The organism is Bradyrhizobium sp. LB8.2 (assembly GCF_040548035.1).
Lineage (GTDB): Bacteria > Pseudomonadota > Alphaproteobacteria > Rhizobiales > Xanthobacteraceae > Bradyrhizobium.
In genome coordinates this window covers 60,749-73,528 of sequence record NZ_JBEPQV010000019.1, presented here as the reverse complement: position 1 = coordinate 73,528, position 12,780 = coordinate 60,749, and the positions used below count along the sequence as shown (strand labels likewise).

General features: G+C 63.4%; 13 protein-coding genes. 5 read left to right on the top strand and 8 right to left on the bottom strand.

The genetic code is table 11. From position 1 onward, the window contains the following. Positions 1–251: 251 nt before the first annotated feature. From ABIB06_RS22545 to fabA, 3 genes are all read left to right on the top strand, one after another. Positions 252–1,802: a DEAD/DEAH box helicase gene (locus tag ABIB06_RS22545; protein ID WP_247440611.1), complete on the top strand. Its 1,551-nt coding sequence runs from the start codon at positions 252–254 to the stop codon at positions 1,800–1,802. A gap of 166 nt (positions 1,803–1,968) precedes the next feature. Next, complete coding sequence (locus tag ABIB06_RS22540) at positions 1,969–3,036, top strand: GGDEF domain-containing protein (RefSeq protein WP_247440609.1); 1,068 nt, start codon at positions 1,969–1,971, stop codon at positions 3,034–3,036. Between the two features lie 96 nt (positions 3,037–3,132). Next, the gene (gene fabA / locus ABIB06_RS22535; RefSeq protein WP_354048648.1) at positions 3,133–3,663 is read left to right on the top strand and encodes a bifunctional 3-hydroxydecanoyl-ACP dehydratase/trans-2-decenoyl-ACP isomerase; all 531 of its coding nucleotides are present in this window, start codon (positions 3,133–3,135) and stop codon (positions 3,661–3,663) included. A gap of 3 nt (positions 3,664–3,666) precedes the next feature. Here the strand turns inward: fabA and ABIB06_RS22530 are convergent, their stop codons facing one another. The 8 genes from ABIB06_RS22530 to ABIB06_RS22495 form a co-directional block, all read right to left on the bottom strand. Then, positions 3,667–4,122 carry a TfoX/Sxy family protein gene (locus ABIB06_RS22530; protein WP_354048650.1) on the bottom strand — a complete coding sequence of 152 codons (456 nt, stop codon included), beginning with the start codon at positions 4,120–4,122 and terminating at the stop codon, positions 3,667–3,669. Between the two features lie 162 nt (positions 4,123–4,284). Beyond that, positions 4,285–4,626, bottom strand: a complete 342-nt coding sequence (locus ABIB06_RS22525; RefSeq protein ID WP_247440641.1) for a HesB/IscA family protein — start codon at positions 4,624–4,626, stop codon at positions 4,285–4,287. 143 nt (positions 4,627–4,769) lie between these two features. After that, positions 4,770–5,141 carry an SUF system Fe-S cluster assembly protein gene (locus ABIB06_RS22520; RefSeq protein ID WP_106950866.1) on the bottom strand — a complete coding sequence of 124 codons (372 nt, stop codon included), beginning with the start codon at positions 5,139–5,141 and terminating at the stop codon, positions 4,770–4,772. Then, the gene (locus ABIB06_RS22515) at positions 5,138–6,385 is read right to left on the bottom strand and encodes a cysteine desulfurase (RefSeq protein ID WP_247347131.1); all 1,248 of its coding nucleotides are present in this window, start codon (positions 6,383–6,385) and stop codon (positions 5,138–5,140) included. Before ABIB06_RS22515 ends, ABIB06_RS22520 begins: the two co-directional genes overlap by 4 nt. Then, positions 6,382–7,686, bottom strand: coding sequence for a Fe-S cluster assembly protein SufD (gene sufD, locus ABIB06_RS22510; protein ID WP_354048653.1), 1,305 nt, complete (start codon positions 7,684–7,686; stop codon positions 6,382–6,384). Before sufD ends, ABIB06_RS22515 begins: the two co-directional genes overlap by 4 nt. A gap of 12 nt (positions 7,687–7,698) precedes the next feature. Then, on the bottom strand, positions 7,699–8,451 hold the full coding sequence (gene sufC / locus ABIB06_RS22505; protein ID WP_007591556.1) for a Fe-S cluster assembly ATPase SufC: 753 nt from the start codon (positions 8,449–8,451) through the stop codon (positions 7,699–7,701). 62 nt (positions 8,452–8,513) lie between these two features. Further along, the gene (gene sufB / locus ABIB06_RS22500; protein ID WP_354048655.1) at positions 8,514–10,010 is read right to left on the bottom strand and encodes a Fe-S cluster assembly protein SufB; all 1,497 of its coding nucleotides are present in this window, start codon (positions 10,008–10,010) and stop codon (positions 8,514–8,516) included. A 116-nt stretch (positions 10,011–10,126) separates the two neighbouring features. Continuing rightward, positions 10,127–11,266 (bottom strand): cysteine desulfurase family protein, encoded by a 1,140-nt coding sequence (locus tag ABIB06_RS22495; RefSeq protein ID WP_354048657.1) that lies wholly within the window; start codon positions 11,264–11,266, stop codon positions 10,127–10,129. A gap of 345 nt (positions 11,267–11,611) precedes the next feature. Here ABIB06_RS22495 and ABIB06_RS22490 point away from each other — a divergent pair, with 345 nt between their 5' ends. Both ABIB06_RS22490 and ABIB06_RS22485 read left to right on the top strand, forming a co-directional pair. Beyond that, a complete protein-coding gene (locus ABIB06_RS22490) occupies positions 11,612–12,259 on the top strand; it encodes an alpha/beta hydrolase (RefSeq protein ID WP_007591562.1) in 648 nt (215 codons plus the stop codon). An 8-nt stretch (positions 12,260–12,267) separates the two neighbouring features. Beyond that, a complete protein-coding gene (locus tag ABIB06_RS22485; protein ID WP_354048659.1) occupies positions 12,268–12,780 on the top strand; it encodes a DUF1697 domain-containing protein in 513 nt (170 codons plus the stop codon).

Sequence of the window (12,780 nt, the reverse complement as noted above, 5' to 3'; positions counted from 1 at the left end):
GCTGTCGCGCCCGCTATTTGGGCGAAAACATCAGGTTTTTAGGGCCTTCCCGCGGCTGCTCCATTGACTTTGGCTGATTCCCGCCTATGTTCCGGACGACGCGGCTCGGTATCGAAGAGCGATTCCTGAGCCTGGCGCTTTGTTCGCGTGAGTCAGCACCCCCAGCTTCTTTGAGAGCGCGCCGTTTCGGGGTGGAACGCGACAGCCTTAATCACCCTCGATTCCGAACGGCGGTTTCGACCAGAGGCTCAATGTCCTTTTCAGATCTCGGACTATCCGAAAAAGTCCTCGCCGCAGTCGCGGCTACCGGTTACACCACCCCCACCCCCATTCAGGAACAGGCGATCCCTCACGTCCTTGCTCGCAAGGACGTGCTCGGCATCGCCCAGACCGGCACCGGCAAGACCGCGGCGTTCGTGCTGCCGATGCTCACCATCCTCGAAAAGGGTCGCGCCCGGGCGCGCATGCCACGCACCCTGATCCTTGAGCCAACCCGCGAGCTCGCGGCGCAGGTGAAGGAAAACTTCGACCGCTACGGCGCGGGCCAGAAACTCAACGTCGCCCTGCTGATCGGCGGCGTTTCCTTCGGCGACCAGGATGCCAAGCTGACGCGCGGCGTCGACGTGCTGATCGCCACTCCCGGCCGCCTGCTCGACCATACCGAGCGCGGTGGCCTGCTGCTCACGGGCGTCGAGCTGCTCGTCATCGACGAAGCCGACCGCATGCTGGACATGGGCTTCATTCCCGACATCGAGCGCGTCTGCAAGCTCGTCCCGTTCACGCGGCAGACCCTGTTCTTCACCGCGACCATGCCGCCGGAGATCCGGCGCATCACCGAAGCCTTCCTGCACAATCCGCAGAAGGTGGAGGTGTCGAAGCCCGCCACTACCGCTGTCACCGTTACGCAGTGTCAGGTCCCGGCCGGGCGCGAGGTGCATGAGAAGCGCGAGCTGCTTCGCCGACTGCTGCGCGAGGCCAAGGATCTCCAGAACGCGATCATCTTCTGCAATCGCAAGCGCGAGGTCGCCGTCGTTCACAAATCGCTGCAAAAGCACGGCTTCAGCGTCGGCGCGCTGCACGGCGACATGGACCAGTCGGCCCGCACGGCGGCGCTCGAACAGTTCCGCAAGGGCGAGCTGCCCCTCCTGGTCGCATCCGACGTCGCCGCCCGCGGCCTCGACATTCCAGAGGTCAGCCACGTCTTCAATTTCGACGTCCCCCACCATCCCGACGACTATGTTCACCGCGTCGGCCGCACCGGCCGCGCAGGCCGGTCCGGCATGGCGATCTCGCTCGTCACGCCGCTTGACCAGAAGTCGATGGTGGCGATCGAGAAGCTGATCGGCCAGAGCATTCCACGCGCCGAAGGTGATTACGAAGTCCGCACCGATGCTTCCGATGCGGGCGAGCGTCCGCGCGAGCAGCGCGGCCGTGAACGTTCACGCGGCGGACGCGGCAAGCCGCAGCGCGGTCGTGATCGTGAGCGCAGCCACGAGCCGCGCGAACCGCGTGGCGAGGCACAGCCTTCAGCCGAAGCACGGTCCGCTCCCGAGGCAAGGCCCGCTTCCGAAGCAAGGCCCGCACGCGAGGCAAGGCCTCCGCGTGAAGCAAGACTTCCGCGTGAAGCCAAGCCATCGTCCGAGCCGCGTGACGGCGCGCGCCAGCAGGCCAATCCGTCGCATGTGCCGTCGATCGGCCGTCCCGAGCCGCGCCGCCAACGCGAGGCCGACAGCGAGCCGGGCGATCATTCGCATCTGCCGGCATTTCTGCTGCGGCCGGTTCGCTCCCCCGCCGGAGCCTGAAGCGCGATGCGCTCCAGGTTTCGGTTGAGATAAAGCTGGCGCGCAATTTTTTGGATGCATTCGGGGACGTATATTTACGGGGCCTTCACGATCGTCCGTTAGCCTACGAACATAATTTAAGAATTTCTGCGGTCGACGGCGCGCCGATCGCTGTGGGGTATGTTTCGTGGTCAAGGTGCTCGACGAACACGAACGCACGATGGCGTTCGCCGAGGTAGCGCTCGGTCAAATCCGATCGCTGCGGCAGACGGCAATTCCCCGCAATTACGAGATCTGGTATGTCTACGCCACCGGCTACAACGCGCCGCTCAACAAGATCATCAACGAGACGCTGGCGCGGAGCGGCAAGCTGACCGAAGCCGATCTCGAGCAGATCTACGAGACCTACCTCTCCCACATCAAAACCACCGACCGCATCGACAAGGTCGGCGCGCGCGTCATCGGCGAGATCGACGACGTCATGAAGGTTCTCGGCGACGCACTCGGGATGTCCGGTTCCTATGACGCCAGCCTGTCGGGCGCGACCGAACAGCTGTCATCGGCCAAGAGCCGCGAGCAGATCAAGTCGATCGTCGAGACGCTGTTGCGTTCGACCAGTGAAATGCGCGAGACCAACAAGGCGCTGGAAGGCCGGCTGACCCTGTCGAAGAGCGAGATCAGCAACCTCCAGCAGAGCCTGGAGGCGATCCGTGCCGAGAGCCTGACCGACCCGCTGACGGGGCTCGGCAACCGCAAATATTTCGATCGCATGATCGGCATGGCCGTGCAAAGCGCACTCGCCTCCGGCGAGCCGCTGTCGCTGCTGCTGGTCGACATCGATCATTTCAAGTCGTTCAACGATTCCTACGGACATCTCACCGGCGACCAGGTACTGCGGCTCGTCGGCCTGTCCCTGAAACAGACCATCAAGGGCCAGGACATCACCGCGCGCTATGGCGGCGAGGAATTTGCGGTCGTGCTGCCCAACACTGCGCTGCGCCAGGCCCTCACCGTGGCCGATCACATCCGCCGCGCGGTGATGGCGAAGGAATTGAAGAAGAAGTCCACCGGCGAAATCCTCGGCCGCGTCACCATCTCCGTCGGCGTCTCCATGCTCAAGCAGGGCGACGACACCGAGGCGCTGATCGAACGGGCGGATGCCTGCCTCTATGCCGCCAAGCGCAACGGCCGCAACCGCGTGATCTGCGAGGCCGATCCGGAATTCGCGGTCGAGACGCACAACCGGGTGGCGTGACGCCGAAGCCGCGCGCCGCCACCCGCGCTTGACATTCCGACCTGACCAACGACATTTTCCTCATCGCCTGACTGCCAGCACCGAGGACTTGTCGCCTTGCCCAACCCGCATGATTTTCACACACCGCAGCCGTCCTACACGAAAGACGAACTGCTGAGATCGAGCGAAGGCGGCTATTTCGGCCCTGGCAACGCGCAATTGCCGGCACCGCCGATGCTGATGATGGATCGCATCACGGAGATCAGCCTAGACGGCGGCGGGTTTGGCAAAGGCCATATCGTCGGCGAACTCGACATCACGCCAGCCCATTGGTTTTTCGATTGCCACTTTCGCGGCGACGCCATGATGCCGGCTTCCCTGGGATTGGACGCAATGTGGCAGATGATCGGCTATTGGCTGGGATGGTCGGGCTCGGCGGGCAAGGGCCGCGCCATCGGCGTCGGCGAGGTGGAGTTCACGGGATCCATCACACCGGACACAGGATGTGTGCGCTATGAGGTCACCATGCGCCAGGTGAGGCGCGGCAGGCTGGTTCTAGGATTTGCCGACGGTCGCGTGCTTGCCGACGGCGTCTGTGTCTTCACGGCCAAGGATATGAGGGTTGGCCTGACGAAGGCCGTGGATTGATCCTCAAGCCCTTCGCTTGGCGCGCTTGCGAGCCGGGCTGTTCTTGCCCGCTTTCCTCGCCGCTTTCGCGGGCTTGGCGACCTTCTTCGCTGGCTGGTTCGCTGGCTTCTTGACCGCCTTCTTCGCCTTCGGCCGCTTCTTCACCTTGGCGCGCTGGGCGGCGGCGAGCGCCGCCTTCGCCCATTGCGCAAGCTCCGCGGAATCATCGAACAGGCGGGCCGGCAGCTCCCAATAGGAGTTCACCAGCACGGTCTTGGCGCGGGTCGAATACTGGAACGGCTTTGAGCCTTCGGCCTCAAAGTCCGGGATGGTCATCTCGTCGGCGCGGAAAAAAAGGCCGGCGCGCAAGGCCAGTGCGAAGTTGATGCCGTCGGCGGAGATGCCGTAGCCGGAAAACATTTTTCGGATGGCGACGGGGCCGAAATCGGCGAACAGGTCGATCAGGAATTCGCGGTCCATGGCGGGCTCTCTCGTGCCCCCCACGCAGCGCAGCGTGAAACGGTGCGCTGCTGAGCCGGGGCCCAGTCGTCTTGTACCGGTGACCATAGCGTGGGTCCCGGCTCTGCGCAGCAGCGCAAGCGCGCTGCAGCGCGTCCGGGACACGAGAGCAACGTGAGAAGACTACCCGTCGATCGTCGCCGGGCGCAGCTCGACCGATTCGCCGCAGCCGCAGGCGGAGATCTGGTTGGGGTTGTTGAAGACGAACTGGGCCTGCATCTTGTCGGCCTTGTAGTCCATCTCGGTTCCGAGCAGGAACAGCACGGCCTTGGGATCGACCAGGATCTTGACGCCCTTGTCCTCGACGACTTCGTCGGTCGGACGGACGTCATGGGCGTATTCGACCGTGTAGGACTGGCCGGCGCAGCCGCCGTTCTTGACGCCGACGCGCAGGCCCACGATCTCGGAATCGGCGCGCTGGGTCAGCTCGCTGATGCGCTGGGCGGCAGCGTCCGTCAGCCGCATCACCTGCGGGCGGGGCCGCCTCGGCTTTGGAGTGGATGCTGGTGTCGAGCCTGACGATATCTGTGTCATGTCAGTGATGTGGTCCGTTGCCGAGCGAATTCAATACCAAGGATCCAACAAGGATCTAAAGCCAAGGTTACGCGTCACCACATATTGAGCACGAGGCGGGCCTCGTCGCTCATACGTTCCGGCGTCCAGGCCGGCTCCCAGATCACCTTGACGTCGACCACGCCGACGCCGGGAACGCTGGCGACCGCGTTCTCGACCATCGTCGGCAGCTCGCCGGCGGCCGGACAGTTCGGCGTCGTCAGCGTCATCTGGACGTCGACCGAGCGATCGTCCTTGATCTCGACCTTGTAGATCAGGCCGAGCTCGTAGATGTCGGCCGGGATTTCCGGATCGAACACGGTCTTGAGCCCGGCGATGATCTCGGTGGTCAAACGTTCGGTCTCCTCAGGCGGCAGTGCCGACCGGGTTTCCATCGGATTGGCTTTGATTTCGGCCGTGTCACTCATGCGAACAAATCCCGCGCCTTCAACAGCGCCTGTGCCAGATGATCGACTTCTTCCCGCGTATTATACATGCCGAACGACGCCCGGCATGTGGCCGTGACGTTGAACCGCTCTAAAAGCGGCATCACGCAATGGGTGCCGGCGCGCACCGCGATGCCCTGGCGGTCGATCACGGTGGCGACGTCATGGGCGTGCGCGCCCTTCATCTCGAAGGAGATCACCGGGCCCTTGTCGCGCGCGGTGCCGATCAGCCGCAGCGAGTTGATCTCGCGCAGCTTCTCCTGGGCGTAGGTGACGAGATCGTGCTCGTGCGCGGCGATGCGCTCCTTGCCGATCGAATTGACGTAGTCGATGGCGGTACCAAGTCCGACGGCCTCGACGATCGCGGGCGTGCCTGCCTCGAATTTGTGCGGGGGATCGCCGTAGGTGACGACGTCGCGCGAGACCTCGCGGATCATCTCGCCGCCGCCGTTAAACGGCCGCATCGCGACGAGGTGGTCGTACTTGGCCCAGAGCACGCCGATGCCGGTCGGACCATAGACCTTGTGGCCCGTGAAGACATAGAAGTCGCAGCCGATGTCCTGGACATCGACCGGCAGATGCACGGCGCCCTGGCTGCCGTCGACCAGCACGGGAATGCCGCGGGCGTGAGCGATCTTCACGACCTCCTTGACCGGGACGATGGTGCCGAGCGCGTTCGACATCTGCGTGATCGCGACCAGCTTGGTCTTCGCCGTCAAGAGCTTCTCGAACTCGTCGATGAGGAAATTGCCCTCGTCGTCGACCGGCGCCCATTTGATCACGGCACCATGGCGTTCCCTGAGGAAATGCCAGGGCACGATGTTGGAGTGGTGCTCCATGATCGAGATGACGATCTCGTCGCCGGCTTTGATATTGGGCTCGCCCCAGGACGAGGCGACGAGGTTGATCGCCTCGGTCGCATTGCGGGTGAAGATCACTTCCTCAGTCCGCGGCGCATTGATGAACTGCGCCACCTTGGTGCGGCCGCCCTCATAGGCCTCGGTCGCGGCGTTGGCGAGATAATGCAGGCCGCGATGCACGTTGGCGTATTCGGAGGTATAGGCCTGCGTCATGCGGTCGAGGACGGCACTCGGCTTCTGCGCCGAGGCGGCGTTGTCGAGATAGACCAGCGGCTTGCCGTAGATCTGCATGGCCAGCGCCGGAAAATCCTGGCGCACGCGCGCAACGTCATAGGCACCGTTCTTGACTGCGGGATGCGTGCTCATTGGCGCCGCTCCAGCCAGCGCTCGGCAATGCCGATCACATGCTCGCGCAGATTATCATCGGCGATCTGCTCGATCGCCTCGCCGACGAAAGCCTGGATCAGCAGCGCCTGGGCCTGCTTCTCCGGCAGGCCGCGCGCCTTCAGATAGAACAAGAGATTGTCGTCAAGCGCGCCGGCGGTGGCGCCGTGACCGCACGAGACGTCGTCAGCGAAGATTTCGAGCTCGGGCTTGTTGTCGGCTTCTGCCTCGTCCGAGAGCAGCAGCGCACGGATCATCATTTTGCCGTCGGTCTTCTGCGCATCGGGACGGACGATGATACGCCCCTGAAACACCGAGTGCGCACGGTCGTCGATCACGGCGCGAAAAACTTCGCGGCTGAAGCAGTTCGGCACGGCATGGTCGACGACCAGCGTGGTGTCGCCATGTTCGGTCTTCTGCAACAGGTTCACGCCGTTGACCGAGAGCTCGCTGCCCTCGCCCGCCAGCGTGACGAAGCCCTGGAGGCGGCTGACCGCAGCACCGGTGGTCATGTTGAAGAAGTTGAGCTTTGTATTCGCGCCAACAGTGACGAATTGCGAGGTGATGTTCACCGCATCCGGCGAATCGTCCATCAGGCGGATATGCGCGAGGTCGGTGTTGTCGCCGACCGAGAGGATGACGGCATCGTTGACCTGGTAAGCCTTAGCGCCGGCCGCGACAAAGCTCTCGATGATGGTGGCGCGAGCGCCCTTCCCGACCGCGACCTGCGAGCGTGTGAACGTCGATGCCGAAGCCGCGGTCGCGATGTGAATGATCTGGATCGGCGCCGACAGCTGCGCGCCGTCGGCGATATCAAGCACGACACCGTCGGTCGCCATCGCCGCGTTCAACGCGATCACGGCATCGGTGGCCGCGGTCTTCAACAGACCGGAATCCTTCTCCAGCGTCTCCCGCAAGGTCCTGAAGCCCGCCTCGGAGGCGAGCGCCTTGACGTCGGAGAGATCGGGCGCGAACACACCGTCGACCAGCACCAGCTTGCGGGCGCCGGCGATCGCATGCGCTTTCACCGCGTCCGCGGCGCGCTTCAACGCAGCCGCATCGGGCGAAGCCGCAAGCGGAAGCACCTCGCCGACCAGCGCACGCAGATCGGTGTACTTCCATTCCTCGATCCGGCGGTGCGGCAGGCCGAGACGCTCATAGGTCTCGAACGCCTCGCGGCGCACCGCGATCACAGAAGGCGAACCCGGCAGGCGGCCTTCGGCGCGGGCGAACAGATCGCTCACCGCGCGGCCGTTTCCGGTCTTTGCCACAGCAACGTTCATCTCAAACAATCCTTACGCGGCGTCCTCGAACTGGGCGTAGCCGGACGCTTCCAGCTCCAGCGCCAGTTCCTTGCCGCCGCTCTTCACGACACGGCCCTTCGACATCACGTGCACGATGTCGGGCACGATGTAGTTCAGCAGCCGCTGATAATGGGTGATGACGACCATCGCGCGCTTGGGGGAGTGCAGCGCGTTGACGCCGTCGGCTGCGATGCGCAGCGCGTCGATGTCGAGGCCTGAATCCATCTCGTCGAGGATGCACAGGCTCGGCTCGAACAGCGCCATCTGCAGCACCTCGTTGCGCTTCTTCTCGCCGCCGGAGAAGCCGACATTGACGCCGCGCTTGAGCATGTCCTGCGGGATGTTGAGCGACTTCGAGACTTCGCGAACCTTCTTCAAGAAGTCAGGCGTCGAATATTCGCTCTCGCCGCGCGCCTTGCGCTGCGCATTCAGCGCGGTGCGCAGGAAATTCATGGTGGAGACGCCGGGAATCTCGACCGGATACTGGAACGCCAGGAACACGCCCTTGGCGGCGCGCTCGTTGGGGGCCATCGCGAGCAGGTCTTCGCCCTTGAACAGGATCTCGCCGTCGGTGACCTCGTAACCGGGCTTGCCGGCGATGACGTGGGACAGCGTCGACTTGCCGGAGCCGTTCGGCCCCATGATCGCGTGGATCTCGCCCTCGTTCACGGTCAGCGTCAGCCCGTGGAGGATCTCACGCTCCTCGACACGAACCTTGAGGTCTTTCACTTCAAGCAAAGCCATCTTGGTGTCCAGTTTATTCAAATGATGCATAGGGCGCGCGATGCGCACCGCGAGGGTCGGAGTTAGCCGACCGATCCTTCGAGCGAGATCGAGATCAGCTTCTGCGCTTCCACCGCGAATTCCATCGGCAGCTGCTGAAGCACGTCCTTGACGAAACCGTTGACGACGAGGCCAACCGCCTCCTCCTGCGTGAGGCCGCGCTGGATGCAATAGAACAGCACGTCCTCGGAGATCTTCGATGTGGTGGCCTCGTGCTCGAACGTCGCCGACGAGTTCTTGGCTTCGATATACGGCACGGTGTGCGCGCCGCATTTGTCGCCGATCAGCAGGGAATCGCAGGCCGTGAAGTTGCGCGCGCCGGTCGCCTTGCGATGCGCCGTGACGAGCCCACGATAGGTGTTCTGCGACTTGCCGGCGGCGATGCCCTTGGAGATGATCCGGCTCGACGTGTTCTTGCCGAGGTGGATCATCTTGGTGCCGGAGTCGACCTGCTGATAACCGTTGGAGATCGCGATCGAATAGAATTCGCCGCTGGAATTGTCGCCGCGCAGAATGCAGCTCGGGTACTTCCAGGTGATCGCCGAACCGGTCTCGACCTGGGTCCAGGAGATCTTGGAATTGTTGCCGCGGCAGTCACCACGCTTGGTGACGAAATTGTAGATGCCGCCCTTGCCTTCCGAATTGCCGGGATACCAGTTTTGCACCGTCGAATATTTGATCTCGGCGTCGTCGTGCGTGACGAGTTCGACCACGGCTGCGTGCAGCTGGTTCTCGTCGCGCTGCGGCGCGGTGCAGCCCTCGAGGTAGGAGACGTAGGAGCCCTTGTCGGCGATGATCAGCGTGCGCTCGAACTGGCCGGTGTTGCGCTCGTTGATGCGGAAGTAAGTGGACAGCTCCATCGGGCAACGGACGCCCGGCGGCACATAGACGAACGAGCCGTCCGAAAACACCGCCGAGTTCAGCGTCGCGTAGAAATTGTCCGACGTCGGCACCACGGAGCCGAGATATTTCTGCACCAGCTCGGGATGCTCGCGGATCGCCTCCGAGATCGGCATGAAGATCACGCCGGCCTTCTTCAGCTCAGCCTGGAACGTAGTCGCAACCGACACCGAATCGAAGACCGCGTCGACCGCGATCTTGCGCCTGTTAGGATCCTGATCGCCGGGCTTGGGCTCGACGCCTTCGAGCATCGCGACTTCACGCAGGGGAATGCCGAGCTTCTCGTAGGTCTTCAGAATCTCCGGATCGATCTCGTCGAGCGAACTGATCGTCTTCTTCGGCTTCGGCGCCGAATAGTAATAGAGGTCCTGGAAGTCGATCTTGGGATAGTCGACGCGCGCCCAGGTCGGCTCGGTCATGGTCAGCCAGCGCCGATAGGCCTCAAGCCGCCACTGGAGCATCCAGGCGGGTTCGTTCTTCTTCTCGGAGATGAACTTGACGGTCTCTTCCGACAGACCCTTGGGGGCCTTGTCGGACTCGATCAGGGTCTCAAACCCATAACGATACTGATCGACGTCGATGCGCTTCACGCGCTCGACCGTCTCTTGCACGGCTGGCATTCTATCCTCCGCTCGCGGTTTCAAGGACCGCGGTGGATCATCAAACTCGGACGACTATTACGATGTTTCTTGGCGAGACGCACGCGCTTAGAACCGTTCAAGCTGTGTTTCGTCGCTTATCCCTTAAGTAGGGTATTACCGAGCTTTCGCCAAGCCTCCAACGCCCTGTTGATGTCATCCGGTCCCGTAGACCAGCCCAGACTGAGACGCACCGCTCCCTGGGCGATGGCAGCATCATACCCCATTGCCGACAGCACGTGAGACGGCTGCACCTTGCCGGAGGAACAGGCTGAGCCCGAGGATACCGCGACGCCTTCGAGGTCGAAGCCGATCACCGCGGTCTCGGCCTTCAGGCCGGGGGCCGTGAAGAGAACGGTATTTGGCAGCCGCTCAACGTCGTTTGAGAAGACGATCGCGCCCGTGACCCTGCGGATGCCATTTTCCAAGCGATCCCTGAGGGTTACCATCCGCTCCGCATCCTCCGGCAAAGCCTGAAGGGCGATCCTCACCGCTGCTCCGAAGCCGGCAATGCCGGCGACATTCTCGGTTCCCGCGCGCCGGTTGAGCTCCTGCCCGCCACCCCGCAGCACCGGTTCCAGTCCGGCCACTCCGTCGGCCACGACCAGCGCGCCGACGCCCTTGGGGCCGCCGATCTTGTGCGCAGAAAAGGTCGCAAGATCCGTACCGATAGCCTTGATATCAAAAGGGATTTTTCCAAGGGCCTGGATTGCATCGACATGCAGGAGGCCCCTCGCCTCGTGAACGATCGCCGCGGCCTCGGCGACCGGCTGGAGCGCGCCCGTCTCGTTGTTGGCCGCCATGATGGAAACCAGCGCCGGCGGGCCGTCACTGAGCAGCGCCTTCAAATGGTCGAGGTCGATCACGCCGGACCGCATGACCCGGATCTGACCGATCTCACCGGCCGGGAACCGTCCGCCTGTCAGCACCGAAGCATGTTCTATGGCCGAGACCAGCAGGCGCTCGACAGGCCGGCCAGACGGCCCCCGCAGGCCCGGCGACAGCGCCAGCGCGTTGGCTTCGGTTCCCGCGGAGGTGAAGACGACGTTCCGCGGCAGCGCACCTACGGCAGCCGCAAGCGTGGCACGCGCATCCTCGACCAACCGCCGCGCCTCCCGCCCCTCGGCATGGACCGAAGATGGATTGCCGATCAGTTCGTAGGCTGCGAGCATTGCGCTTCGCGCCTCTGCGCGGAGCGGCGTGGTCGCATTCCAGTCAAGGTAAATACGGCTCGGCATGAAGTATTATGTTACCATGCGGGTGGGTTGCTTCGCCCGCGCTGGTACCCGACATGGGGCCCCATGGCGCACTTGGCAATCTCGATTCCGAATCCCCATCGCGCGATGGCGCCGCCATGACGCGCTAACACCTTGAGCTCATTGGGCGATGTTCAAGATGCTTGCTTTTTGACCCTCGCCTCATGCTAGAACGCGCGCGTCAGTTCACCGCGCGCCGCTCGCGCATCATCCGAGGGCGCCCCGCTCCATACTTCCATTCGCGCTTCCGTCGGCGTCGCTGCCGATGAGGCTACAATCGGTTGATTGCTGAAGAGCGTCTTCAAGAGATCAATCAAGAGATCATCCATGCCCGAAGTTATTTTCACCGGCCCTGCTGGCCGTCTCGAAGGCCGCTATCATCCGGCCAAGCAGAAGAACGCGCCGATCGCGATGGTCCTGCATCCGCACCCGCAGTTTCACGGCACGATGAATCATCAGATCATCTACCAGTGCTACTACGCGTTCGCGCATCGCGGCTTCTCGGTGCTGCGCTTCAACTTCCGTGGCGTCGGCCGCAGCCAGGGCTCGTTCGACCACGGCACCGGCGAGTTGTCGGATGCGGCCGCCGCGCTCGACTGGGCGCAGACCATCAATCCCGAAGCGCGCGCCTGCTGGGTTGCCGGCTTCTCCTTCGGCGCCTGGATCGGCATGCAGCTGCTAATGCGCCGCCCCGAGGTCGAGGGCTTCATCTCGATCGCGCCGCCCGCCAACCTCTACGACTTCTCGTTCCTCGCGCCCTGCCCGTCCTCGGGCCTGATCGTGCATGGCGAGAAGGATGCGGTGGTTCCGCCCAAGGACGTCAACACGCTGGTTGAGAAGCTGAAGACGCAGAAGGGCATCGTGATCGACCAGCAGGTCATTCCCGGCGCCAACCATTTCTTCGACGCCAAGCTCGAGCCGCTGATGGAAACCATCACGGCCTATCTCGACATGCGCCTCGCCAACGTGCGCTGAGGCCTCAAATGGGCTCGTTCCTCGCCCTGCTGCGTGCCGTGAATGTCGGCGGCACCGGCAAGCTGCCGATGAGCGAGCTCAAGACGATGTGTGAGGAGCTCGGCTTCGACGCCGTGCGCACCTACATCGCCAGCGGCAACGTGGTTTTTAACAGCCGCAAATCGGAATCCGCGATCAAGGCCGCGCTGGAAAGGCGACTGCACGCCTACGCCGGCGCGCCGGTCGGCGTCCTCGTGCGCAGCGGCGCCGAGATGGCAGAGGTCGCTGCTCAAAATCCGTTTCCGAAAATGGCGCCTAACCGCACGGTCGCGATCTTTCTCGACAAGGCGCCGCCCGCAGATACGCTCGCGGGCGTTCGCGGTCAGAAGGATGAAGAGGTCAAGCTCGGCCGCCGCGAGATCTATGTGCACTATGGCGATGGCATGGCGTCGTCAAAACTCGTCATCCCCGCCGCGAAGACCGGCACAGCGCGCAACATGAACACGATCGCAACGCTGGCGAAGATGGCCGCGGAGCTGTGA

Excerpts from the sequence above, each read along its gene's own strand:
- ABIB06_RS22495 (WP_354048657.1), bottom strand. The coding sequence starts at position 11,266 with ATGCCGAGCCGTATTTACCTTGACTGGAATGCGACCACGCCGCTCCGC.
- sufC (WP_007591556.1), bottom strand. The coding sequence starts at position 8,451 with ATGGCTTTGCTTGAAGTGAAAGACCTCAAGGTTCGTGTCGAGGAGCGT.
- ABIB06_RS22485 (WP_354048659.1), top strand. The coding sequence starts at position 12,268 with ATGGGCTCGTTCCTCGCCCTGCTGCGTGCCGTGAATGTCGGCGGCACC.
- sufD (WP_354048653.1), bottom strand. The coding sequence starts at position 7,686 with ATGAACGTTGCTGTGGCAAAGACCGGAAACGGCCGCGCGGTGAGCGAT.
- ABIB06_RS22520 (WP_106950866.1), bottom strand. The coding sequence starts at position 5,141 with ATGAGTGACACGGCCGAAATCAAAGCCAATCCGATGGAAACCCGGTCG.
- ABIB06_RS22515 (WP_247347131.1), bottom strand. The coding sequence starts at position 6,385 with ATGAGCACGCATCCCGCAGTCAAGAACGGTGCCTATGACGTTGCGCGC.
- ABIB06_RS22525 (WP_247440641.1), bottom strand. The coding sequence starts at position 4,626 with ATGCGGCTGACGGACGCTGCCGCCCAGCGCATCAGCGAGCTGACCCAG.
- ABIB06_RS22545 (WP_247440611.1), top strand. The coding sequence starts at position 252 with ATGTCCTTTTCAGATCTCGGACTATCCGAAAAAGTCCTCGCCGCAGTC.
- sufB (WP_354048655.1), bottom strand. The coding sequence starts at position 10,010 with ATGCCAGCCGTGCAAGAGACGGTCGAGCGCGTGAAGCGCATCGACGTC.
- ABIB06_RS22530 (WP_354048650.1), bottom strand. The coding sequence starts at position 4,122 with ATGGACCGCGAATTCCTGATCGACCTGTTCGCCGATTTCGGCCCCGTC.
- ABIB06_RS22490 (WP_007591562.1), top strand. The coding sequence starts at position 11,612 with ATGCCCGAAGTTATTTTCACCGGCCCTGCTGGCCGTCTCGAAGGCCGC.